The organism is Burkholderia sp. WSM2232, assembly GCF_000472545.1.
GTDB lineage: Bacteria > Pseudomonadota > Gammaproteobacteria > Burkholderiales > Burkholderiaceae > Paraburkholderia.
In genome coordinates, this window is sequence record NZ_AWZV01000008.1 from 75,845 (window position 1) to 99,853 (window position 24,009).

20 protein-coding genes are annotated in these 24,009 nt (G+C 65.3%); 12 read left to right on the forward strand and 8 right to left on the reverse strand.

Annotation, left to right across the window (positions count from 1 at the left end; translation table 11 throughout):
- Positions 1-253: 253 nt before the first annotated feature.
- Complete coding sequence (locus F757_RS0108065; RefSeq protein ID WP_027210963.1) at positions 254-1,219, reverse strand: LysR family transcriptional regulator; 966 nt, start codon at positions 1,217-1,219, stop codon at positions 254-256.
- A gap of 228 nt (positions 1,220-1,447) precedes the next feature.
- Here F757_RS0108065 and F757_RS0108070 point away from each other — a divergent pair, with 228 nt between their 5' ends.
- From F757_RS0108070 to F757_RS0108110, 9 genes are all read left to right on the forward strand, one after another.
- Positions 1,448-2,908: a YbfB/YjiJ family MFS transporter gene (locus F757_RS0108070; RefSeq protein ID WP_027210964.1), complete on the forward strand. Its 1,461-nt coding sequence runs from the start codon at positions 1,448-1,450 to the stop codon at positions 2,906-2,908.
- Positions 2,909-3,040: 132 nt separating this feature from the next.
- The gene (locus F757_RS0108075; RefSeq protein WP_027210965.1) at positions 3,041-4,072 is read left to right on the forward strand and encodes a threonine aldolase family protein; all 1,032 of its coding nucleotides are present in this window, start codon (positions 3,041-3,043) and stop codon (positions 4,070-4,072) included.
- Positions 4,073-4,130: 58 nt separating this feature from the next.
- Positions 4,131-4,661 (forward strand): NUDIX domain-containing protein, encoded by a 531-nt coding sequence (locus F757_RS0108080; protein ID WP_027210966.1) that lies wholly within the window; start codon positions 4,131-4,133, stop codon positions 4,659-4,661.
- A 122-nt stretch (positions 4,662-4,783) separates the two neighbouring features.
- Positions 4,784-5,239, forward strand: coding sequence for an acyl-CoA thioesterase (locus F757_RS0108085; RefSeq protein ID WP_027210967.1), 456 nt, complete (start codon positions 4,784-4,786; stop codon positions 5,237-5,239).
- A 4-nt stretch (positions 5,240-5,243) separates the two neighbouring features.
- Entirely contained in the window at positions 5,244-6,182 is a 939-nt protein-coding gene (locus tag F757_RS0108090; RefSeq protein WP_027210968.1) for a branched-chain amino acid ABC transporter permease, read from the forward strand.
- Positions 6,175-7,566 (forward strand): branched-chain amino acid ABC transporter permease, encoded by a 1,392-nt coding sequence (locus F757_RS0108095; protein ID WP_027210969.1) that lies wholly within the window; start codon positions 6,175-6,177, stop codon positions 7,564-7,566. The genes F757_RS0108090 and F757_RS0108095 overlap by 8 nt, the downstream gene beginning before the upstream one ends.
- Positions 7,563-8,327, forward strand: a complete 765-nt coding sequence (locus F757_RS0108100; protein ID WP_027210970.1) for an ABC transporter ATP-binding protein — start codon at positions 7,563-7,565, stop codon at positions 8,325-8,327. Before F757_RS0108095 ends, F757_RS0108100 begins: the two co-directional genes overlap by 4 nt.
- Entirely contained in the window at positions 8,324-9,049 is a 726-nt protein-coding gene (locus F757_RS0108105) for an ABC transporter ATP-binding protein (RefSeq protein WP_027210971.1), read from the forward strand. The genes F757_RS0108100 and F757_RS0108105 overlap by 4 nt, the downstream gene beginning before the upstream one ends.
- Positions 9,050-9,332: 283 nt before the next feature.
- Positions 9,333-11,618, forward strand: a complete 2,286-nt coding sequence (locus F757_RS0108110; protein ID WP_027210972.1) for a hypothetical protein — start codon at positions 9,333-9,335, stop codon at positions 11,616-11,618.
- 25 nt (positions 11,619-11,643) lie between these two features.
- On the opposite strand, the gene iolB is transcribed toward F757_RS0108110, so the two are convergent.
- The 7 genes from iolB to F757_RS0108145 form a co-directional block, all read right to left on the reverse strand.
- Positions 11,644-12,444 carry a 5-deoxy-glucuronate isomerase gene (gene iolB / locus F757_RS0108115; protein WP_027210973.1) on the reverse strand — a complete coding sequence of 267 codons (801 nt, stop codon included), beginning with the start codon at positions 12,442-12,444 and terminating at the stop codon, positions 11,644-11,646.
- Positions 12,441-13,379 (reverse strand): myo-inosose-2 dehydratase, encoded by a 939-nt coding sequence (gene iolE, locus F757_RS0108120; protein ID WP_027210974.1) that lies wholly within the window; start codon positions 13,377-13,379, stop codon positions 12,441-12,443. The genes iolB and iolE overlap by 4 nt, the downstream gene beginning before the upstream one ends.
- The gene (iolD, locus tag F757_RS0108125; RefSeq protein ID WP_027210975.1) at positions 13,376-15,430 is read right to left on the reverse strand and encodes a 3D-(3,5/4)-trihydroxycyclohexane-1,2-dione acylhydrolase (decyclizing); all 2,055 of its coding nucleotides are present in this window, start codon (positions 15,428-15,430) and stop codon (positions 13,376-13,378) included. Before iolD ends, iolE begins: the two co-directional genes overlap by 4 nt.
- A complete protein-coding gene (locus F757_RS0108130; RefSeq protein WP_198021366.1) occupies positions 15,427-17,496 on the reverse strand; it encodes a bifunctional 5-dehydro-2-deoxygluconokinase/5-dehydro-2-deoxyphosphogluconate aldolase in 2,070 nt (689 codons plus the stop codon). Before F757_RS0108130 ends, iolD begins: the two co-directional genes overlap by 4 nt.
- 63 nt (positions 17,497-17,559) lie before the next feature.
- A complete protein-coding gene (locus F757_RS0108135) occupies positions 17,560-18,435 on the reverse strand; it encodes an ATP-binding cassette domain-containing protein (RefSeq protein WP_027210977.1) in 876 nt (291 codons plus the stop codon).
- A 12-nt stretch (positions 18,436-18,447) separates the two neighbouring features.
- The gene (locus F757_RS0108140) at positions 18,448-19,611 is read right to left on the reverse strand and encodes an ABC transporter permease (RefSeq protein WP_027210978.1); all 1,164 of its coding nucleotides are present in this window, start codon (positions 19,609-19,611) and stop codon (positions 18,448-18,450) included.
- A 140-nt stretch (positions 19,612-19,751) separates the two neighbouring features.
- The gene (locus F757_RS0108145) at positions 19,752-20,798 is read right to left on the reverse strand and encodes a sugar ABC transporter substrate-binding protein (protein ID WP_013339965.1); all 1,047 of its coding nucleotides are present in this window, start codon (positions 20,796-20,798) and stop codon (positions 19,752-19,754) included.
- A 243-nt stretch (positions 20,799-21,041) separates the two neighbouring features.
- On the opposite strand from F757_RS0108145, the gene F757_RS0108150 reads away from it, so the two are divergent.
- Genes F757_RS0108150 through F757_RS0108160 form a run of 3 tightly spaced genes read left to right on the forward strand, consistent with a single transcriptional unit; the run spans position 21,042 to position 23,999 of the window.
- The gene (locus F757_RS0108150) at positions 21,042-21,923 is read left to right on the forward strand and encodes a MurR/RpiR family transcriptional regulator (RefSeq protein WP_027210979.1); all 882 of its coding nucleotides are present in this window, start codon (positions 21,042-21,044) and stop codon (positions 21,921-21,923) included.
- Positions 21,916-22,935: an inositol 2-dehydrogenase gene (gene iolG / locus F757_RS0108155; protein ID WP_027210980.1), complete on the forward strand. Its 1,020-nt coding sequence runs from the start codon at positions 21,916-21,918 to the stop codon at positions 22,933-22,935. Before F757_RS0108150 ends, iolG begins: the two co-directional genes overlap by 8 nt.
- Entirely contained in the window at positions 22,932-23,999 is a 1,068-nt protein-coding gene (locus F757_RS0108160) for a Gfo/Idh/MocA family oxidoreductase (protein ID WP_232221373.1), read from the forward strand. Before iolG ends, F757_RS0108160 begins: the two co-directional genes overlap by 4 nt.
- Positions 24,000-24,009 lie beyond the last annotated feature (10 nt).

The window sequence follows — 24,009 nt, forward strand, 5'->3', positions numbered from 1 at the left end:
CCAGATGCGGCAGGCCGGCTGAACCAGGCGAAAGTCGGCGAAAGCAGGCGAAAGCGCGCCGAAGAGCTTAAGACACGGGCAGTTGGACCGATTGGGGCCGCGTAACACGCCGGATTGCCGGCGTGTTACGCGGCCCCTTGTTTTTCCACCAGCGCGTTTGCTTTCGGCGTTTGACTGTCAAAACTTCGCGCGTTCCCATGCTTGCGGTCGCCCGTTGGAACGCCCCGGAACCCGCGAGCGTTTGACGCACAAATCAGGCGACGTCAGCGCCCACCGATGCCTGAGCGTCGGGGTACGCGTCTACGTGTGCATCCGAAGCTCCGCGCTCTGTTTCTTCGAGACTGTGCGTGCTGCGCTTTTCGGTCAGCGTCTGCTTCAACGCATTGAGTGCTGACGAAAAGTGCCCGCGTCGCCAGACGAGCAGCGTCTCTACGCTGCCGATATCGGGCAGGTCATGCACGGCGATATTGCTCGCGTCGGCGGCCAGTCCCAGCACCGAGCGGGGCGCCACCGCCACGCCCGCGCCGGCGGCGACGCATGCCACGATTGCGTGATACGAGCCGAGCTCCAGCACGCGCGCCGGCCTCACGCCGTGCTCCATATACCATTTCTCGATGTAAGCGCGATACGCGCAACCGCGCTCGAATGCCACGAGCGTCGACAGCGCGATATCGCGCACTTCGCGAATCGGCCGATGCCCGCGCGGCGTCAGCATCACGAGTTCCTCTGTGAAAACCGGTACAGCTTCGAACAGTTCGCCGAGAGCGGCGGGGTCGAGCGGCGTGGCTACCAGCGCTGCGTCCACCTCGAATTCGCGCACGCGCTCGATCAGTTTGCCGGTGGTGCCGGTCTCGAGTTCAAGCGCGACATCGGGCCATTGCTGGTGATACTGGGCGAGCAGGGCAGGAAGACGCGTCGCCGCGACGCTTTCCATGGTGCCGAGGCGCAGGCGTCCGCTTGGACGGTCCGCGCGCACGGCGTGACGCGCTTCGTCCGCCAGAGCAAGCAGCCGTTCGGCATAAGGCAGCAGCGTTTCACCGGCGGGCGTGAGGACGAGGCGCCGGCCATCGCGGATGAAGAGCTCCGCGCCAAGCTGTTCTTCAAGCTGCTTGATGCGCGTGGTCACGTTCGATTGCACGCGGTTGAGCTTCGCGGCGGCTCGCGTCACGCCGTTCTCCCGCACGACGGCCCGAAAAATCGTCAAGGCGGCCAAGTCCACGGTTCTCTCCTGGCGATGGATGGTATCCGAATTATTCATTTTTCATGATTGAACCGTCAAGCTAATATGGAACGGCCATGCCCGGATTGGGCCGTCGATGACCGCCCGGCTGTCAGCGGAGTATTGCGCTGCGTTGTCTCGCCGCTACCCCGCGCCGGCTGACGCAAAGCAGCAGACGTAAATTCCGCGTGGCTCCTTCTGCATCCTCACCTTCCTGAACGGCCAACCATGAACGATCTCGCTTCGAACGTCCAACGTCTTCCAGCGCAGTCCCACGCGGCCCGGCGCGCCGCGCTGGCCTGCATGGTGACGCTCGCCGTCGCACTCGGCGTCGGACGCTTTGCCTTCACGCCGCTCCTGCCGCTGATGCTTCACGGCGGCGCGTTCGGTCAGCCGCCAATCGACATCCAGCATGGTGGCTGGCTCGCGTCGTTCAATTACGCAGGCTATTTCGTGGGCGCGCTCACCTGCGCCGCGTTGCGAGTCGAGCCGGCGCGGGTGGTGCGCGCGGGGCTCGCGTCGACGGTGCTGTTGACGCTGGCAATGGGCGTCACGAGTCAGTTCTGGATATGGGCGGTGGTGCGCTTCGTTGCAGGAGCAGTAAGCGCGTGGACGTTTGTTTTCGCGTCGCAGTGGGGCTTGCGGCGGCTCGCGGAACTCGGACAGCCGGCCTGGAGCGGCGTGATTTATACGGGGCCGGGCGTGGGTATCGTCGGCACCGGGTTGCTGGTCAGCGCGGCGGGCGGTTATGGGGCGACGGCGGGATGGATCGGCTTCGGCTTGATCTCGGCGGTTCTGGCGGCGGTGGTGTGGCCGGCGTTTGGGAGCAGCGCGGCCTCGGCCGCGAATGCGCATACGAGGGTCAACGGTGCGGTGCCGCCGGTTGCAGCGGCAGCAAAGGACGCTGCCGGAAGTGCAGGAAGTGCCGCAACCACCGAAACCACGGGAGCCTCCCGAACCGCTGCAAGCTGGCAAAGCCCGGTCTCCCGAACCGCCGCCAGCTCACAAAGCCCGGCCTCCCGACCCGCCGCAAGCTCACAAAGCCCGGCCTCCCAACCCACTGTCGCCGCGACCCACCGCTCCGCATCCGGCAGCATTCCCGCGACCCACCGCGCCGACGCCTTCTGGCTGGTAGCCCTATACGGTGTGCCTGGGTTCGGCTACATCATCACAGCGACGTTTTTGCCGGTGATCGCGCGCCATGCGTTGCCGGGCTCGCCGTGGCCCGATCTGTTCTGGCCGATGTTCGGCGCCGCGTTGATGGTCGGCGCATTGTTGGCCGCGCGTCTACCGCTGCATCTGGACAACCGGGTGCTGCTCGCTGGCAGTTATGTCTTGCAGGCGGTCGGGATCGCGCTCGGCATAGTCTGGCCGACGGCGGGCGGTTTCTCGCTCGGCAGCATTCTGATCGGCGTGCCGTTTACGGCCATCACGCTCTTTGCCATGCGTGAGGCGCGGCGTCTGCGCGGCGATGATGCGGCCGGTCTCATGGGCTACGCGACGGCTGCTTATGGCTTGGGCCAGATCGTCGGCCCGCTGGTCGCCGCGCCGATTGCCGCGCACACCGGCTCGTTTTCGCCCGCTTTGTGGCTCGCAGCCGGCGTGCTGCTGCTGGGCGCCGTGGGGCTGGTGGTCGTGGCGCGCGTATCCCGCGGACGAGGACGTATGCCGGATTGCGGCTGCGGCTGAACCGGAACGGCGGTGCTTCAAAGCCACCCCACCCCGCCAGTCCCCTCAAGGATGACCAAACACCCCCCACGCACACTAAAATGTCCGCTTTCCGTCATCCCCGCGCGTCTCTAACCGGTCGCGCTGCCCGTCATGCAACATTTCGCGTCCGACAACTATGCCGGCATCTGCCCCGAAGCGCTCGACGCGCTCATCGCCGCCAACAACAGCGGCCACGAACCGGCCTACGGCGACGACTCCTGGACCAGCCAGGTCTGCGACCGTCTGCGCGAACTGTTTCAGACCGACTGCGAAGTGTTCTTCGTCTTCAACGGCACGGCCGCCAATTCGCTGGCGCTTGCGTCGCTGTGTCAGTCGTACCACTCGGTGATCTGCCATGAACTCGCGCACATCGAAACCGACGAGTGCGGAGGCCCGGAGTTCTTCTCCGGCGGCTCGAAGCTGCTGACAGCGCCGGGCATTGGCGGCAAGCTCACACCGGATGCGATCGAGGCGGTCGTCACGCGCCGCGCCGACATCCACTATCCCAAGCCGAAGGTGGTCACGCTCACCCAGTCGACGGAAGTGGGCACCGTCTACAGCGTCGAGGAAATCCGCGCGATTGCCGCGATCGCCAAGCGGCGTCATCTGAAGGTGCATATGGACGGCGCGCGTTTCGCCAATGCGGTGGCCGCGCTAAATGTGCATCCGTCGGAGATCACGTGGCGCGCGGGCGTCGACGTGCTGTGTTTCGGCGGCACCAAGAACGGCCTGCCGGTGGGCGAGGCGGTGGTGTTCTTCGACCGCGCGCTCGCCGCCGACTTCGCGTATCGCCTGAAGCAGGCGGGCCAGCTTGCGTCGAAGATGCGCTTTATCTCCGCACCCTGGCTCGGGCTGCTCGATAACGACGTGTGGTTGCGCAACGCGCGTCATGCGAACGCAATGGCCGAACTGTTGCAAACGCGCTTGCAGGAAATTCCCGGCGTGCAAATCATGTTTCCGCGCGAATCCAACGCGGTGTTCGCGCAGTTGCCCGCGCAAGCGGCCAGAGCGATGCGCGCGCGCGGCTGGAAGTTCTACGAGTTCATCGGCGCGGGCGGTTGCCGGTTGATGTGTGCGTGGGACACGCAGCCGCAAACCGTGGAGCGTTTCGCGGCGGAAGTACGCGAGCTATGTGCAGCGTAAGATTGCAGACGCATTGCAGACGCCGGGCGAACAGCCCGCATAAGACCCAGACCCCACCATGACAGACTATCGATTTTGCCCGCGCTGCTCGACACCTCTCATCGAGCGTGCCGACGCCGAGCATGAAGGCGGCCGCATCCGCCAGAGCTGTCCAGATGCGCAATGCGGCTACGTCCATTGGAACAACCCGCTGCCGGTGGTCGCGGCTATCGTCGAATACGAAGGCAAGATTCTGCTCGCGCGCAACGCGGCGTGGGCGGAGGGCGTCTTTGCGCTGATCACGGGCTTCCTCGAAAACGGCGAGACGCCGGAAGAGGGCATTGCGCGCGAGGTGTGGGAAGAGACGTCCTTGCACGCGGAGTCGGTCGAACTGATCGGCGTGTACGAATTCATCCGCAAGAACGAACTGATCATTGCGTATCACGTGAAGGCGCACGGCACCATTTCGCTGTCGCCCGAACTGCTGGAATACCGGCTGGTGGAACCGGCAAAGCTGCGGCCGTGGCGCGCGGGCACCGGTCAGGCACTCGGCGAATGGATGCGGCGGCGCGGCTTGCCGTTCGAATTCGTCGACAAGCCCGGGCAGTAAAGAAGCCACGTTCGTCAAATGCAGGACTCATGCAGCCGCGCGAGCCACTCATTGAGCCACGCGCCGAGATTCACCGGATAACCCCAGGCGCCTCACAGCCACATACGTTCGAGCCCACGCCCATGTCAAAACCCGCACCGTCCGCACGAAGCGCGTATCCGCACTTTCTCTCCATCACCACGCGCTGGATGGACAACGACGTCTACGGTCACGTGAACAACGTTGTCTATTACAGCTACTTCGATACGGTCGTCAACGAGTACCTGGTCCGCGCCGGCGTGCTGGATTTCGAACACGGCAAGACCATCGGACTCGTGGTGGAGACGCAGTGCAACTACTTCGCGCCGCTGGTGTTCCCGGAGCGCGTCGACGCGGGCTTGCGCGTAGCGCGGCTCGGCACCTCGAGCGTGCGCTACGAAGTGGGCCTGTTCCGCGAAGGCGACGACGCAGCCGCCGCGCAAGGCCACTTCGTGCACGTGTATGTGGATCGCGCGACGCGCCGTCCGGTGAATCTGCCAGATGCGCTGCGCGCGGCGCTCGAGCCGCTTGGCGCCGCCACGAACGCGGCGGCGGACTAGGCACGTGCAGTCGTTCGTCATCAACCTGCTGAACGGAATCAGTTTCGGCTTGCTGCTTTTCATGCTGTCGGCCGGCTTGACGCTGATTTTCAGCATGCTCGGCGTGCTCAACTTCGCGCACGCGAGCTTCTATATGCTGGGCGCTTACGTCGGCTACTCGGTGGCGGCGCGAGCCGGCTTCTGGGCGGCGCTCGTGATCGCGCCGCTCGTCGTCGGATTGCTCGGCGCGGCGCTCGAGCGCTGGCTGTTACGCCGTGTGCGCAGCCACGGCCATCTGGCCGAGTTGCTGCTCACCTTCGGCGCCGCTTATGTGCTCGGCGAACTGGTCAAGCTCGGCTGGGGCTTGAGCCCACTTGCCGCAAGCGTGCCGGCGGCGCTCGACGGTCCGCTTTTCACGCTCTACGGCGCGGCCTTCGCGCGGTATCGCGCATTCATGATGGCGGTTTCGCTCTGCATGCTGGCGCTGTTGTACGCGGTGCTGCGCGTGTCGAAAGCGGGGCTCATTGTGCGCGCGGCGCTCACGCACGCGAGCGCTGTCGAAGCGCTCGGCCACGACGTGCCGCGTGTCTTCACCGGCGTGTTCGCGGCAGGCACGGCGCTCGCCGCGTTGGCGGGCGTGATCGGCGCGCCGCTTACCGTCATCGAACCGGCGATGGCGGAGTCGCTCGGCTCGATCGTGTTCGTGGTGGTGGTGATCGGCGGGCTCGGATCGCTGGGCGGCGCGCTCGCTGCGTCGCTGCTGATCGGCTGTGTGCAGACGCTCGCGGTCGCGAGCGATGTCTCGCTCGGCGACGTGCTCGCCGCCTTCGACGCGTCCTTGCCGCAGGAATGGGACGCGCTCACGCTCGCTCAGCTTGCACCGCTGATTCCGTACCTGCTGCTCGTCGCGATGCTGGCGCTGCGCCCGCGCGGCCTGTTCGGACGGCGCGACGACCATGCGTGAGCGCATCGAGCCGGCTCGCGAAGCCGCCGCGACGGCGAGGCCAGGAGCCGATGCGCGAGCCGTGCATGCCGGGCGCGGGCGGCTGCCCACATGGCGCCGTCTGTTGCCGTGGCTCGCACTGGTTCTGCTGCTTGCGCTGCCGCCTCTCGTCTGGCGGCAAAGCTGGCTGCTCGCCTATCTCGCGCAGACCGCGACGATGGTCGTCTTCGCGCTTTCCTACAACCTGTTGCTCGGCGAAACGGGGCTGTTGTCGTTCGGCCATGCCGCGTATGCCGGCCTCGGCGCGCTGATCGCCGCGCACATGTTCAATCGTTCGGGTGTGCCGCTCGCGCTGCTGCCGCTCGTCGGCGGAGCGGGGGCCGCGCTGTGCGGCGCGTTGCTCGGTTTCATCTCGACGCGCCGCGCGGGCACCGCATTCGCCATGATCACGCTCGGCATCGGCGAACTGGTTGCCGCCGCCGCGTGGACCTTGCCCGACTGGTTCGGAGGCGAGGCAGGCGTCGCAATCGACCGCGCGAGCGGACCGGCGTTCGGCGCGTGGACATTCGGTCCGGCCCGCGAGGCCTATACGCTGATCGCGCTGTGGTGTCTGCTCGCGAGCGTGGCGATGTTTGCGCTCACGCGCACGCCGTTCATGCGCCTCGCCAACGCGGTGCGCGACAACCCGGTGCGTGCCGCGGCCGTCGGCTGCTATCCGCGCCGCATCCGTTACGGCGTCGTGGTCATGTCCGCGTTTTTTGCGGGCGTCGCGGGCACGCTGGCGCTGATCAACGTCGAACTGGTGTCCACGGAAAGCGTGAGCATGCTGCGCTCCGGTTCCGTGCTGATCGCGACGGTGATCGGCGGGACCGGCGCCTTTTTCGGACCGGTTGCGGGCGCGGTCGTGCTGACTTTTTTCAGCACGGCGGTGGCCAGCGTCACCCGCGCCTGGCTCTTCTATCTCGGGCTGTTCTTCGTCGTGATCGTGGTGGCCGCACCGGATGGCCTCGCCGGTTTCCTCGCGCGCCGTGTGGCGCAGCTCGCGCGATATGGCTGGCGGTCGTGCCGAGCCGTCTACCTCGCCGGCACGGCGGCGTTTGTGCTGTGGAGCGCCGCTGCGGTGCTCGCGGTGCAGTGGGCCTACGCCGCGCAATTCGGCGCCGGCGAAGGCTCGGCATTCGGCGCGACACTCGGCCCGGCACTGGGCACGACCGGCGTGGCTTCGGTGCTGTCGTTCGTCGGCTCGTCGCCTATGCGGCTCAGCCTCGCGATTTTCGCGCTCGCTACTTGCGGCACGCTGGCGGCTTTCGCCGCGCGCCGCGCGCAGCACCGTTTTGCTGCGCAGGCGCGGACACAGGCACCCACGCAGGCCCCCGCGCTGCATGACTCGGGAGACGCGCGATGATCCCGGCGCTCGCGCTGTCCGGCGTCGAAAAGCGCTTTGGCTCGACGCAGATCTTGCGCGGCGTGAATCTCGCCGTCGAACCGGGCGAGCGCCATGCGCTGATCGGCCCCAACGGCGCGGGCAAGTCCACGCTGTTCAATCTGATCGCGGGCGGCGCGCGGCCTAACGCCGGACGCATCCATCTGTTCGGCGCGGAGATCACACGGCTTGCGCCGGCTGCCATCACGCGCCGCGGCCTCGCGCGCAGTTTCCAGAGCACGAGTGTGTTCGCGCGCTTAAGCGTGTTCGACAACCTGCGCTGCGCAGCGCTCTTGGCCGAGCGCGACCGCATACGCTGGTGGCAGCGATTCGCGGGTTCGTCCGCGGTCGATGCGCGCGCGTGGCAGGTGCTCGATTCAGTCGGGCTTGGCGAGCGCGCGCACGTGCCGGCCGGCACGCTCAGCTATGCGGAACAGCGCGCGCTCGACCTCGGCATTGCGCTTGCGAGCGGCGCGCATACGTTGCTGCTCGACGAGCCGACCGCCGGCATGAACCGCGCCGAGGCGGCACGCGCAATCGAGCTGATCCGCGAGACCACCGCGGGCCGCACGCTGCTGATGGTCGAGCACGACATGAACGCGGTGTTCGCCATCGCGGATCGCATTTCAGTGCTTGTGCAGGGGCGCATCATCGCAACCGGCACGCCCGCGGCGATCCGCGCGGACGCCGCGGTACGCGCGGCTTATCTCGGCGAAGGTTTCGAGCAGCGAGGCGACCAATGACGCCTTTGCTCGAGATCCGCGGACTCAACGCATGGTATGGCCCGAGCCAGGCCTTGCACGGCGTGAACCTGCGGATCGACGCGGGGGAAGTGCTCGCGCTCGTCGGCCGCAATGGCTCGGGGCGCTCGACGCTCGCCCGCGCGATCATGGGCCTCGTGCAATGCGACGGCGAGCTGCGTCTGGCCGGCCGCCCGCTGGCGGGACTGCGCACCTTCGAAATCGCGCGGCTCGGCATCGGCTATGTGCCGGAGCATCGCGATGTGTTTCCCGGGCTGAGCGTCGGCGAAAACCTCGAGTTGGGGTTGGCGCCGCAGCGGCGCGAAAGCAGACGCGGACAGCCCGCACGCTTCACCGTCGACGATGCGTACACGCTCTTTCCCATGCTGCGCGAGCGCAAGCGCACGCGTGCGGGCGTGCTGTCGGGCGGCGAGCAGCAGATGCTCGCGCTCGCGCGTGCGCTGCTCGGCGACCCGGATCTGCTTGTCGTCGACGAACCGGGCGAGGGCCTCGCAAGCTCGGTCATGCAGCAAGTCGCGCAATGTCTGCGCATGCTGCGTGAGCGCGGCATGGCGATGCTGCTGATCGAGCAGAGACTGGTGATCGCGCGCGACCTGGCGAGCCGCGTCGCGGTGATGGGGCATGGCGAGATCGTCTTCGACGGCGAGCTGGATGCCTTCCAGCAGCGCACGGACGTAACGCGCGAATGGCTCGGCGTGGGATGAGGCGGGCTCGCACGATCTTCTTACCTCGGCGGCGCGGCCCTCGCCGAAAAGCCGACGGCGCAACCGTGTTTGAATTGCGCTGATCGGCTCCGCGCTCGCGGCCAGCACGCGGGGCTTTGCATGGGCCGCGCCCGGCGATTCAAACGCTTGATCGTTTGGTGAGCATCCTCCAGAAATCTTGTCGGCAGCGCGCTGACAAATAAAGACAATCATGAAGGCACGCGGCGCATGCGCGGCCCATGCGCGTTCGTTGTATGCGTCGCGGCTTCAGGGAGGAGACACTATGAAAGACAAAGGCGCTTTCGACGAAGAGCCACAAGGCAACGCATGGGCGGCCCACGCGCGTCGCGCGTGCGTGGCGGTATCGCGATGCAACTGGCGTGTGCCGCTGCGCGCGGGTGCGGCGCTTTTGAGCGCGGCGGTTGTCATGTCGCCGTGCGCCGCCGCGACTTCCACGATGAACGCCGAGCCCACAGTGGACCTTTCCGAGTCGAGCGCCTCGGGCGCGCAAGCCGCTTCGAAGCCGCGCCCCGCGATAGAAGCCGCAAAAGCTCGACAACTCGCTGCCGAGCGAAGCATCGCGGCGCGCGTGCCTGTCGCGAGCGGCATGAGCGTGAAGCGCAGCCGCGCGCTGACGCTGCGCGACTCGGGCATAGACGGTTCACTGATGTTCGCGCGCGACGTCGACTTTCGCGTGACGGGCGACATCGGCTTCATGATCCACGACATGGCGGCGACGCTGGTCCCGGCGCGGGCCGGCGAGCCGATTGTTTTCGACGACCCGACGAGCGTGGTCATCGACGTGCATCGCGGCGAAGTCACGCTCGACAGCGCAAAGCTCACTGCGATCTTCAACCGTTACCTGTTCAGCTACGAAAGCTCGCCGTTGCGCAACATGCGCGTGGTGCCGCAAGACGGCGGCAGCCTGCGCATTACTGGCGAGATGCGCCGCGACACGTGGGTGCCCATCGTGCTGTCCGGCTCGCTTGCGATGCGCAGCGCCGACGAACTGGTGTTCCATGCTAATCATGTCGAAGTCGCGGGTGTTGCGGCCGACCGCTTGATGCAGGCAGCGCATGTGAAGATGGCCGATCTGCTCAAAGTGCAGACGCCGATTGCGCGCCTTGACGGCGACGACGTCGTGATGCAGGTCGCGAAGCTGACGCCGCCGCCCGCGCTGCGCATGCGGATCGCGAGCATTGCCATGAGCGCGGCGGGCGTGCGCTTCACGCTCGACGACGGCACGTTGCCGCGCATAGACTGGCCCGCCAACATGCCCGCGCGCGGCATGCTGCTGCAAGGCGGCGATGTGAAGTTCATGCGCTCCATGCCGATGAATATCGACATGGCGTTGACACCCATCGACGCGGGCGCGCCGTTCGTGCTTGATCTGTATCACTATCGCGAACAGATGGCCGCCGGCTATTTCACGTTCGACGAAGCCGGTGCGCTGGACGTGCGCCTGCCTTCGTTCAGCGCCGTCGCGGGCACGGCGAAAGAGCCGCCGCAGGAGATCGGCCGCGCGAGCGCGCGCTTTAACGACAGCTTGATTCGCGCGCAGCAAGCTTCGCTCGCCGCGGCGCGGCTCGTCTGGCAACACGTGCCGCAGAGCGCGCAAAGTGCTTCGGCGGCGCGCGCGATGCCTGTAAGCCTGCGCCCAACGTTGCCCGGCCGCGGGGAGGCGGCGCGAACACCGGCACCCAACGACGAGCGTCATTCGCTCGCGAACACTGCGTTGATTCATGTGGAAAACGTGGACTTTTACGTAGCCGGGCGCATCGGTTTTCATGTGCGTTCACTCGACGCGCAGTTGGTCCCGAAAACGAGAGGCCAACCGGTCGATCTCGACGATCCCGAGCAGTACGACATACGCATTCTCGGCGGGGAGGTGGTGGAGCCGTGGCCCGCGATGGCCGCGCTCTTTAACGACTATCTGCTCGATTACGAGCCGCGCTCGCTGAACGACCTTCACTTGAAGCCGATGGACGGCAAGCTCGAAGTGACAGGCGGCATCAAGCTATGGAATCACTTTCCGGGCGTATGGCTGCCTACCACGATGAGCGGTACCATTGTCGCGCGAGACGAGCGGCATCTCGTGTATCAGCCGACGTCCGTCAAGGTGCTCGGCGTGCCGCAGGCCGCATTGCTGCGTGCGCTCGACATTCCGCTTGCCTCGCTTACGCCGTTCGCGCGCAAAGGCGTCGCGCTGCAAGGCAATGAACTGGTATTCGATCAGTACACCGTATTCCCGCCGCCGCTGTTGCAAGGGCGCCTTGCGAGCGCGACCGTGACCGACGACGGCCTCGTTCTCACGTTCAGGCGCGAGACCGGCGCAGCGCTCGCGCGAGCGCCGGCCAACGCGGCGAAAAGCTATGTATGGATCGAATCGGGCGACGTGAAAATGTTCAACTCGCTCGTCACCAACGCGCGAACTTTCATCAGGGACAGCTCGAACCCCGGCGCGATGAAGTTCGACCTGTACGGCTATCGCCGGGACGTTTCTAAGGGGACGGTGCGCATGGGCGCCGACGGCGCGCTCAACGTGGATCTCGCCGCGCGCGGCAAATGATGCGGCGCGCGGCAAGCGGCCCGGCTCACGCATCCTTATTGATGATCCACTCGTGCGCCGGGTCGTTGCGGAAGTGCCAGACGCGCTGCGCGCCCGCCATCACGTTCAGATAATACGAGTCGTAGCCATAAGGCACGACCACCGGATGATAGCCGCGCGGCACCATCACGACGTCGTGATCCTCAACGGCCATGGATTCGTCGATATCCCGCATATCGGTGTACACGCGCTGAAACGCAAAACCTTGCGGCGGGTTCAACCGATGGTAGTACGTCTCTTCGAGCGAACTTTCGTGGGGCACGTTGTCCGTATCGTGCTTGTGCGGCGGATAGCTCGAAGCATGGCCGCCAGGCGTTCGCACTTCGACAACCAGCAGCGACTCCGCCGGTTCCGTTTGCGGCAGAATATCGCAGACGTATCGCGTATTGAGACTCCTGCCGCGGGTGGAGCGCTTCATGGAGGACGGCTCGATCAGCCGCGCAGGGAACTCGCCTTTCGCGGGCGCGCTCGCCACGCCGATCTCGGCATCGCGGCATGCACGTACGGCCGCGCGCACGCCGGGCGGCAAATACACGGCGTAGGGCGCGGCGTCTTCGAACACGCTGTCGCGCGAACCGAGCGACGACCATTTGTCGTGCTCTGTTTCAACGTCCACCGCGCCGGCCAGCACCACGATGCACACCTCGCGCGACGGCTCGAATACATGCACCACTTCACTCGTGCCCAGGCGATAAGCGGCAAAGCCGACGTATCGCCAGCAGGCCGACTGCGGCGTTACGCGCGCGATTGTCTGGCCCTCGCGCTCGGCCTTTACCAGTAGACTCATGCTGCCTCCTGCGTAGTGCGCGGCTTGTTGCTCGCGGTCGTGTCGAGCGGTGCGTCAACTAATGCGCGCAAGGTGTTGAAGCCTTTTTGCGCGTATTCGAACGAAGGCGCGACAACCGGGTCCTGTTCTGCTTCCACCACCAGCCACCCCGAATAACCGTGCTGCTTCAGCCGCGCGATGATAGACGGAAAATCGACCGCGCCGTCGCCCGGCACGGTGAACGCGCCTGCTATGACCGCGTCGAGAAAACTCCAGTTGCGATTGCGCGCGAGCTTCATGACGGCGGGGCGCACGTCCTTGCAATGAACGTGGCACACGCGGCCGATGTGTTTATCGAGCACGCCGAGCGGATCGCCGCCCGCGAACGTGATGTGTCCCGCGTCGAACAGCAGTCCGACTGCATCGCTCGTGCGCGACATCAGCTGATCCACGTCGGCCGGCGTTTCGACGTAGGCGCCCATGTGATGATGGTACGCAAGCCGCACGCCGCGGCTGAGCGTGTAGCGCGCGAACTCATCGACGCGTGCGGCATACGCGGCCCATTGCGCGTCGCCGAAAAAACGCGGCCGTTGATAAAGCGGCCTTTGCGCGCCCTGAATCGAATCGGCGACTTCGCCGTACACCATGACGCTCGCGCCGTTTTGCGCGAGCAGTTCGAGGTGCGGGCCGACTTGCGCGATCTCTTCTTCGACGCTGCGCCGTGCAAGACGTCCGGAATACCATCCGGAGACGAGCGCGAGGTCGTATTGCGCGAGCAGCGTTTTCAATGCTTGGGGCTCACGCGGAAACTTGTTGCCGAGCTCGAAGCCCTCATAGCCGATCTGGCGGCCTTCAGTCAGCGCGACATCGAGCGGCGTTTCACCGCCGAGCGAGGGCAGGTCGTCGTTCATCCACGACAACGGGTTGATGCCGATGCGTACGTTGAAAGCGGTCATGCGAGCGGTCCCTGGTCGTTGGCTTCGTGAGTGGGCAGAGGGCTGCCGTGGCTATCGCGAGTCCTGTCGCCGTCGGCGGCGTCCTTGCCCTTGCCGTTGTCATCTTGCGGCATCGCGCCGCGCGCTGTGCCGCGTGCCGCAAGCTGCGCTTCGTAGCTGGCCCGCGCGTCGCGCACGCCCGCTCGGGGCGATACTTCGGGCACCGCGACTTCCCACCAACAGCCGCCCTCTGCCGTGGTGCGCGCCGGGTCGGTGTCAATGCTGATCACGTACGTGCGGTCCGCCGCGCGTGCGCGTTGCAGCGCGGCCTCGAGTTCGGCGATATTCGCCGCGTGTTCGGCGTGCGCGCCGAGGGCTCGCGCGTGCGCGGCAAAGTCGATGCGCGGCGCGCCAAGCGGCCCCTGTCTGCAGTCGTCGAGCAGATTGTTGAACGGCGCGCCGCCGCATGCCTGCTGCAAGCGGTTGATGCAGCCGTAGCCGCGATTGTCGAGCACCACCACGATCAGCTTCGCGCCCAGCATGACGGAAGTGGCAATCTCGCTGTTCATCATCAGATAGCTGCCGTCGCCTACCATCACGATCACTTCGCGCTCGGGGCGCGCGAGTTTCGCGCCGAGCCCGCCGGCAATTTCATAGCCCATGCACGAGTAGCCGTATTCGACGTGATACGCGCCCGGCACTGCGGCATGCCACAGCTTGTGCAATTCCGCGGGCAAGGTGCCCGCCGCGCAGACCACGATGTCGTGCGTGGGCGAGTCGGCACTGGACCTTTGCACCGCGCCGATCACGTCGCCCTCGTAGGGCAGCACGGCCTGGTGCTGCGGCGCGTGGGTGAGCGCCTGTACCGCGTCGCGCCAGCTCGCCGCGAGTTCGCGGGCGCGTGCAGTCCACGCGCGGTCCGCATGCCAGTCATGCAAACCCGCGTTGAGGGCGTCGAGCGCGAGGTGCGCGTCGGCCTGCACCACCTGAGCGCGATGCTTGAGGCCGTCGAACGCATTGGCATTGATGCCGATTACGTGCGCCTGCGTGAAAAGCGAGTTCGACCCGGTCGTGAAGTCCTGCAGGCGCGTGCCGAGCGCGAGCACGCAGTCGGCCTCGCGCGCGAGTGCGTTGGCGCCAGGCGAGCCCGTTACGCCCAATGCGCCGGCGTTCAGCGGATCGTCCCATGCGAGAGCACCTTTGCCCGCCTGCGTTTCGGCTACCGGAATGCCGTGCGCGGCGGCAAAGCGTTGCAGTGCCTCGCTCGCGCGGCCGTACAGCACGCCGCCGCCCGCGACGATCAGCGGGCGCCGCGCATGCCGCAAACGCTCTATCGCGGCGCCGATCTCGTCGGCGCGCGGCGCAGGCGAGTAAAACGTCACTACGCGCGGCGCGAAGAAATCGGCGGGGAAGTCGAACGCCTGCGCTTGCACGTCTTGCGGCAATGCGAGCGTGACCGGGCCGCAGGAAGCCGCATCGGTGAGCACGCGCAGCGCGCGCGGCAGCGCACTCAATAATTGCGCGGGATGGACGATTCGATCGAAGTAGCGCGACACGGGCCTGAACGCATCGTTGGCGGAAACGCCGCCGTCGCGCGCATCTTCGAGTTGCTGTAAGACCGGGTCCGGCGCCCGCGAGACGAAAATGTCGCCCGGCAACAGCAGCACCGGCAGACGGTTCACGTGCGCGAGCGCTGCCGCAGTCAGCAGATTGGTTGCGCCCGGGCCGATGGACGTGGTGACCGCCATCATGCGGCGGCGAAAATGCGCCTTCGCGTACGCAATCGCGCTATGCGCCATTGCCTGTTCGTTATGTGCGCGCAGCGTCGGCAATGCGTCGCGATGCTGATACAGCGCTTCGCCCATGCCCGCCACGTTGCCATGACCGAAGATTGCGAACACGCCGCCAAAGAGCGGCTCGGTGCCGAGGCCGTCTTCTGTCGTGACGCGTTGCGCAGCCAGATAACGCACGAGCGCCTGCGCGGTGGTCAGGCGCAGCGTGCCGCCCGCGACAGCGCCGCCTGATACTTCTTCGTCATGCTCGTCCCGATGCTCTGAAAAGCGCTGATTCATGCAGCTTGCTCCTGATGAACGTGCGTATTCGCGTCGCGTTCGGCGGCAGCGGATTCGCGCGCCGCGCGCCACGATGCGATCAGTGTTTCGAAGATGCGGCGCACGCGCGCAATCAATTCGTCGTCGCCGATTTCGCCTGCGAGCCATGCATGGCTCGGCTCGTGAAAGATGGTGCGGCCCACGGTGAAGCCGCGGCATGTGGACGAGCGCGCCGCCGCGCGAAAGCCATCGTTCAACTGCTCGACGCCCGCCGACAAACCGAGCAGCACTACGCCGCGGCAATACGGATCGCGCTCGGCAATCAGCGCGTCGACCTGGCGCCACTGCGCGGTATCCATCGGCTCGAGCTTCCACCATTCGGGGTAGATGCCGATGTTGTAGAGCCGCTTCAACGCGCGGTACACGACGTTGGGGCCTTGCGGCAGGCTCGCGTGCTTCGGCGGAATCACTTCGAGCAGCAATTCGTGACCGCTCGCCTGGGTCGCGTCGTAGAGCGCACGCAATTGCGCTTCCTGTTCGAGACGCTGTTCGATCGGTTCGTCGGGATGGAATTGCACGAGGCACTTCGCGACATGCTCGCGCGGCCATGTCGCGAGCGTCGTGCCCACCGAGCGGCCGTGATCGAACACGAGCGGCACCGAGCCCGGCAATTCGACCGGGCGGCCGATCCACCAGTCGCGGCCGGTCGCGGCATTGAGCGCGTCCTGGCCATAACGGTCGTCGATCAGTACGCCGATGCGCCCTTGCAGGCCCAGCGCGCTTTCGGTTTGCGCGACCGCTTCGACGAACAGGCCCTTGAGCCGCGCGATACGCGTCTCGCTGGCGCCCGTCTGCTGCGCCAGTTCGAAGAACTGATTGCGATGGTCGAACGCAAAGCCGAGTACTTCGTTCCATTGCTGGCGCGCGGGCGTTACGCGATGCAGGCGCGCGAGAGTCGCGTCGCGATCCGGGCGGCGCATGCGTTCGGGATCGGCCTTCGCCTCGCGCAGGAAATAGTCGAGTTCGGCGGGCGTCGGCATGGCCGGCGCACAGGCGTGGCGAGATACGACCAGCGCGCCGCTGGCATTCGCGGCGCGCGCGCAGGCTTCAAGTGGTTGATCGCGCAACCATCCGGAGAGAAAGCCGGAGGCGAACGCGTCGCCCGCGCCGAGCACATTCAGCACCTCCACTTCCACGCCCCCGTGGACCGGCAGCTCATCGAGCGAGGCGGGCACGTTGCCGTCGATGATCTGGCAGCCCATCGGTCCGCGCTTGAGCACGAGCGTGGCCGGCGTGAGCGTACGCACCATCGCGAGCGCGTCCACCAGTTCGCTCTTGCCGCCGGCAATGCGAAACTCTTCCTCGGTGCCTATCACCAGATCGAACAGCGGCAAAATGCTATGCAAATGCGCGGTGACGCCCTCGCTCGCGACAAAGCGTGTCTCGCCGTCCGCTTTACCCGTGAGACCCCACAGCACCGGGCGATAGTCGATGTCGAGCACGGTGCGCACCTGGTTGCGCCGCGCGTAATCCAGCGCGCGGCGGCTCGTGCGGTTCACCTGTTCGGTGGAAAAGTGCGTGCCGGTAATCAGCAGCGCTTTGGACGAAGCAATGAACGCCTCGTCGAAGTCGGCTTCGTCCACGGCCATGTCGGCGCAATTCTCGCGGTAGAAGATAAGCGGGAATGTGTCGCGGTCCTTCAGTCCGAGCAGCACGAGTGCGGTGAGGCGGTCGTGATCGACGCGCACGTGGCTCACGTCGCAGCCTTCCCGCATCAATGTTTCGGTCAGAAAGCGGCCCATGTGGTCGTTGCCGACGCGCGCGAGCATGGCCGCCGTGAGCCCGAGCCGCGCGCAACCAAATACAATGTTCGCCGACGAACCGCCGAGATACTTCGCGAAGCTCGACACGTCCTCGAGGCGCGCGCCGACCTGCTGCGCGTACAGATCGACGGCGAGGCGGCCAAGGCACACGATGTCGCGGCTGCGGCCCGGCGCGAAGCGGCTGGCGCCGTTGCTGCCGGACGCGCCCGCGGTTTCGTCCTCGCTCTGCACGGGCGTGCCGCTGAATGTACTGGAATGAGCCATGAATACCCCTGAGTGACGGAGCGCGGCGAGCGGCGCGAGGTCGGCCGCCGCCGCGCGAATGAATCAGATGGTTGCGCCTTCGAGTTCGCCGATCATCTTCTGCATCTCGGCGCCGCCCGCCATCATGTCGAGTACTTCGTCCTTGCTGATGGTCTCCTTGGTGAACGTGCCGAGCGATTTGCCGCGATTGAGCAGCGTGAACGAGTCGCCAATCGGGTAAGCGTGGTGCACGTTGTGCGTGATGAAAATCACCGAGATGCCTTTTGCGCGTGCCTTGTGAATCAGCTTGAGCACGTTGAAGCTCTGCTTCACGCCGAGGGCGGCGGTCGGTTCGTCGAGAATCAGCACGCGCGCGCCGAAGTGGATGGCGCGCGCTATCGCAAGGCACTGTTTCTCGCCACCCGACATGGTGCCGATAGGCTGATGCGGGTCGCGCACGTGGATGCCCATTTCGGCGAGCTTGTCGCGCGCGGTGGTGGCGCTCGTTTCCAGGTCCATGACGTTCAGGAAACCAAACAGTTTTTTCTGCGGTTCGCGCCCCATGAAGAAGTTGCGTGCGACGGACAGAAGCGGCACGAGTGCGAGGTCCTGATAGACGGTGGCAATGCCGAGATCGAGCGCGTCTTTCGGCGACTCGAACAGCACCGGCTTGCCGTCGACCAGATACTGGCCCGACGACGGTTGATGCACGCCGGCGAGTGTCTTGATGAGCGTCGATTTGCCCGCGCCGTTGTCGCCGAGCAGACAGTGCACTTCGCCGCGCTTCAGGCGCAAGGTTACGCCGCTCAGGGCGATGACCTTGCCGAAGTACTTGCTGACGTCTTCCAGCGCGAGGATCACATCGTCGTGGGGCGCTGCCGCTGTTGCTGCTGTTCCCGCTGACGAGCCGGTCGTCATGCTGTTCGCCGCGCCGTTAGTCACATTGCTGGTATCGGACATGTCTCTCTCCTTTTACGATTGCGACACGCGACGGCGCACATAGTGATTGAACAGCACCGCGATCAGCAGCATGACGCCGAGGAACACGCGGAACCAGTCGGAACTCACGTTCGTATAGGTAATGCCGATCTGCACCACGCCGAAGATCAGCGCGCCGAAGCAGGCGCCGACCACCGATCCGTAGCCGCCCGTCAGCAGGGTTCCGCCGATCACGGCGGCGATGATCGCTTCGAACTCCTTCTGCAAGCCGCGGTCGGCCGCCGCCGAGCCGATGTCGCACACTTGCAGCACGGCGAACAGGCACGAGCAGAAGGCGGTCAGCACGAACAGCAGGATCTTCACGCGGCGCACCGGAATACCCACGTTCTTTGCCGCATTGGCGTCACCGCCCACCGCAAGAATCCAGTTGCCGGCGCGCGTTTTAGCGAGTACGAACGCGCAGATCGCGGCCAGTGCGAACCACCACAGAATCACCTTCGGAATGCCGGGCACGAGCGCGTGGCCGTTATCGAGCAGTGTGCCGATGCCGTGATGCGCGAGCATCGTGAAGAGCCCTCGCAGCGCGACGCCGTGAAAGAGCGTGTTGGCGAGCCAGTCCTGCTGGGCGAGATCGCCTACGCCGGAGACGATGGTGCGGTCCGCGAACATGATGGACAGCGCGAGCGTGAGGCCGCGCAGAATGAACAGGAAGGCGAGCGTGACGATGAACGAAGGCAATCGCGTCCGCATCACCAGATAGCCGTTGAGCGCGCCCAGCAGCATGGAGCCGGCGAATGCAAACAGGATCGCGAGCGAAATCGGCCAGTGGAAATAGACGGTGGGAATCGCGACCATCATGCCGGCAAAGCCGATCATCGAGCCTATGGAGAGATCGAACTCGCCTGCGATCATCAGCAGGCACGCGCCCACCGCGAGAATGCCGAGATACGCGGACACCTGCGACCAGTTCATCACGCCGTCGAGATTGAACATGCCGGAGCTGCCGGCGGTCAGCGCGAAAACCAGAAACACCAGTACCGCACCGGAAATCGCGGCGAATTCGGGGCGGTTCAGCAAGTGACCGAACCAGGACTCCTTGCGCACGCGCTCGTCGGTCTCGGGGCGCGACGCCGCGTTGTGCGCAGCGGCGCTGTTCGAGTCGACGTGCGGCGGGAAGTGTTTGCCTGCTACACCCATGATGTCTCCTTTATGCCGGCTATGCGTCCGGGCAGCGGGAATGCGGTGCGGGAACGACAACCGGTGAAATGCGCGCCGGCGGCGAAGTTGTGTGGCGAAAGCGTTGCCCGCCGCGCGCGCGTGACTACGAGGAAAAAGAATCAGCGGTACTGCCCGGCGTATTTGATGACCTTGTCGAGGTTGTCCTTCGTGATGAAGCCCGGACCCGAGCGAATGTTCTTCGGTCCATACGACGGCGCGAGGCCGTATGTGGCAAGCCGTGCCTTGAATTTCGGATTCGCTTCGAGCAACTGGCGGATCTTCGCGGGGTCGGTCGTGTGCTCTTTCTTCACGATGGCGAGCACGGCGACCGGAATATAGCCCTGCAAATAGGGCTGCTGATCGATCGCGAACTGGATCGTGCCGTTCTGGATGGCCTTGGCGATGTCGTCGGAGAAATCGAACGTGCAGAAATAGATCTTGCCCGCAAGGCCCATTTGCTGGACCGCTTTCAGGGTAGCGGAGGCGGGCGTCGGTCCGAGCGTGAGAATCGCGCCGGTGTTCGGATGGTTGCGCAAATAGGCGCTGACCTTCGACTGAATCTCGGTCGGGTCCTGGCCGGAGTCGATGGTGGACGCCTTGTAGTCGACACCGATTGCGTCCGCGAAGCCGCGGCAGCGGTCGAAAGAAACGGTGTTGGTCGCAAGGTGATTCACGCACAGAAACGACTTCACGCCCGCGGCTTTTGCTTTCTCGCCCGCGGCTTTGCCCGCGACGTATTCCGGTTGCCCGACGTGCATGATCGCGCCGAGTTGCGCGCTCTGTTCCTCGGTGCCCGAGTTGATCGTGACGAGCGGGATTTTTTTCGCGGTGACCTTGTTGATGGAACTCTTCAACACGTCGTAATCGGCGATGGTGACGATCACGCCGTCGTAGTTGCGCGCGGCGGCCTGTTCGACGAGGCGCGCCATGTCGGCAATATCGCCGTTCGGCGGGTTGCGGTAGTCGGTCTCGACGTTGAAGTCCTCGTCGGCCTGCTTGATTGCATTCTTGATGGTGTTCCACCACGAATCGGAGTCCGGCGCGTGGCTGATCAGCACGAAATGACCGTCGGCCGCGCGGGCGGCCGAGGCCGCTGCGAATCCCGTCGCCAACGTCAAAGCCGTCACCAGAATCCTGAGCGTAGCCTTGCCCTTGCAAAGTCTCATGTCTCCACCTTTCTCGGTCTGTCGTTATTGAAAGGAGCGACGCACGTCCGCCGAAGCGCCATCGCTCACGACCAAGATTAGGTCATCTTCCGGGGTGGTGCAATAGAAATTTCACCGTGAATAAAAATGGAAAATGCATTCCATTTATGCGATGTGCTGCCTATAATCGGCAACGTCAACAGGCCGTGCGGCGCGTGTTGGAAAGCGTCTGCCGCACTGCGATAAAGCACCGAAGAGAGAGCCATGGCGGACGAGAGCACCGAAGAAGCGCAGAGCGTCGAAGAATTGATGCAGCGCATCGCGGAAAACTACGAGGCGCTGCCGCGTCAGTTGAAAAACGTCGCGACGTATATCGAGCAGCATCGCGCGAGCGTGATGGTGGATCGCACGAGCGACATTGCCGCGAGCTGCGGGGTGCATCCGTCGGCGGTGGTGCGCTTTGCGCAGCGCTTCGGCTTTTCTGGTTTCTCCGATCTGCAGGCGGTGTTTCGTCAGGCGTACACGGGGCAGGGTGCGTCCTCGTCGAGTTATCAGCAGCGTATCCGAAAGTTGATCGACGAGAAGCCGGGTGCGCTGTCAGGCGGTGCGGTGGCGCGCGAATTCATTGCGGCTTCGCGCGGCGGTCTTGAAGAACTCGAAGCGGGGCTCGACGACAAGCAGTTCGACGCCGCCGTGAAAATGCTGCAACAGGCGGAGAACATCTATGTGATCGGCGTGCGGCGTTCGTTTCCGGTGGCGAGCTACATTGTCTATGCGCTGCAGCACACGCCCAAGCGCGTGCATCTCGTGTCCGGTTTCGGCGGCATGTATCGCGAGCAGATTCGCAGCGTGAAGAAGGGCGACGTGGTGATTGCGATCAGTTTCGCGCCGTATGCGAAAGAAACGCAGTATTGTCTGCGCATTGCGCATCACCATCAGGCGAAGACACTGGTTATTACGGATAGCCAACTATCTCCGCTCGCGCGCTACGCCAGCACGCAACTGTATGTGAAAGAGGGCAGCGCGTTCGCGTTCCGCTCGCTGACCAGCACCATCTGCCTGTGCCAGGCGCTTTTCATCGCGCTTGCGTACAAGCTCGAACTGAACGTAGAAGAAGCCAAAGACACTGGAGGATACGATGACTGACGCAGCAAAACCGATCGACGTCGCGGTGTTCGGGGCGGGCCGCATCGGCAGGATTCACGCGGCCAATCTGGCGCGGCAGCCGGGCGTGCGGCTCAGGTATGTGGTCGACGTGAACCGCGAAGCGGCGGCGGCGTTGGCCGCCGCGCACGGTGCGCAGGTGGCAGATGTCGACGGCGCGATGGGCGACGCGTCCGTTGGAGCAACGGTGATCTGTTCGAGCACCGACACGCATGCCGATCTGATCGTGAAGTCGGCCGCGCAGAAAAAGCACGTGTTCTGCGAGAAGCCGGTGGACCTCACGCTCGAGCGCGCGCGGGCCTGCGCCGATGCGGTGGAACGCGCGGGGGTGGTGTGCATGATCGGCTTTCAGCGCCGCTTCGACCCGACGTTTTCTGCGCTGAAGGCGCGCCTCGACGCCGGCGAGATCGGCACGCCGGAGATGCTCGTGGTGACGAGCCGCGATCCGGGGCCGCCGCCTGTCGAATACATTCGTCATTCGGGCGGCATCTTCAAGGACATGCTGATCCACGACTTCGACATTTTCCGCTGGATTCTCGACGACGAAGCCGACACGCTGCATGCCACCGGCAGTTGCCTTGCCGATCCGGCAATTGCGGAGGCGGGCGACATCGACTCCACTGCCGTGACGATCCGCACGAAGCGCGGCCGCCTGTGCCAGATCAACACCGCGCGGCGTGCCGCGTATGGTTACGATCAGCGCTTCGAAGTGCTTGGCAGCAGCGGCATGCTGCAGGCGGGCAACGTGCGGCCCACCGAAGTCACCGCCTACTCGAAGACCGAAGTGTCCAGCGACGTGCCCGAGGCGTTTTTCCTCGAACGGTATCGCGCGGCCTATGCACTGGAAATCGCGCATTTCTTCGAGGCAGTGACGCAGGGCAAGCCGGTGCGCACCACCGTCGCCGACGGCGTGAAGGCGCTCGAACTAGCAGAAGCCGCAGCGCAATCGTGGCGCGAAGGCCGTGCGGTCAAACTTGACGGAGCCGCGCGATGACTGTGATTGCAATGTCCGGCGAGATTTCAGCGGGCCTGCGGCGGCTGCGTATCGGCGTGGCGGGTCTCGGGCGGCTCGGCAAACACCACGCGCAGAATCTGGCTTACCGCGTGCCCGGCGCGGAACTCATAGCCGTGTGCAGTCCGCTTGGTGAAGAGCGGGCGTGGGCGCGTGAAGCCTTGCCGGGGCCGCGCCTTTACGACGAATACGCGAAGCTTCTCGACGACGGCGAAGTGGATGCCGTGTGGCTCGTCACACCGTCGTCGTTGCACGCGCAACAGATCGTGGACGCCTTGCGCGCCGGCAAGCACGTGTTTTGCGAAAAGCCTTTGTCGCTCGATCCCGGCGAATGCGAGCGCGTGCTGGCCGAGGCCGCGCGCTTTCCGAGTCTGCAGGTAACCATCGGTTTTATGCGCCGTTTCGATCCGAGCTATCAGGACGCGTTCGGCAAAATCGACGCGGGCAGCATCGGCCGGCCGTTTCTGGTGCGCTCGCAGACCGCGGACAAGAACGATTTGGACGGTTTTTTCGTGCGCTTCGCGGCGACCTCCGGCGGCATCTTCCTGGATTGCACGGTGCACGACATCGACATCGCGCGCTGGCTGCTCGGCAAGCCGCGTGCGACGCGCGTGTACGCAGCGGGCGCGATTGCGCTGCATGAGGGTTTGCGCGAGTTCGGCGATGTGGATAACGGCGTCGCGATCTGCGAATTCGAGGGCGGCAAGCTCGCGGTGTTCTACGCGTCGCGCACCCAGGCTCATGGCAACGATACGCATAGCGAAGTAATCGGCACCGCTGGCGCGCTTGCCATTGGGCGCAATCCGCGCGCGAATCGTGTGGAGATCTACGACGCGGGCGGCATTCGCAACGAGTGCACGCCTACCTTTCTCGATCGTTTCGAAGAGGCGTTCGTGCTCGAGGCGCAAGCGTTTGTCGCGTCGATCAGGGGCGCGGCGGCGGGCAGCCTGCAAGCGGGTGCGACGCTCGCCGACGCGCTCGAGGCGACTCGCATCGGCCACGCGATGCGGCAGTCTTTGCAGAGCGGGCAGGCGGTGACGCTCTAACACGTGGATT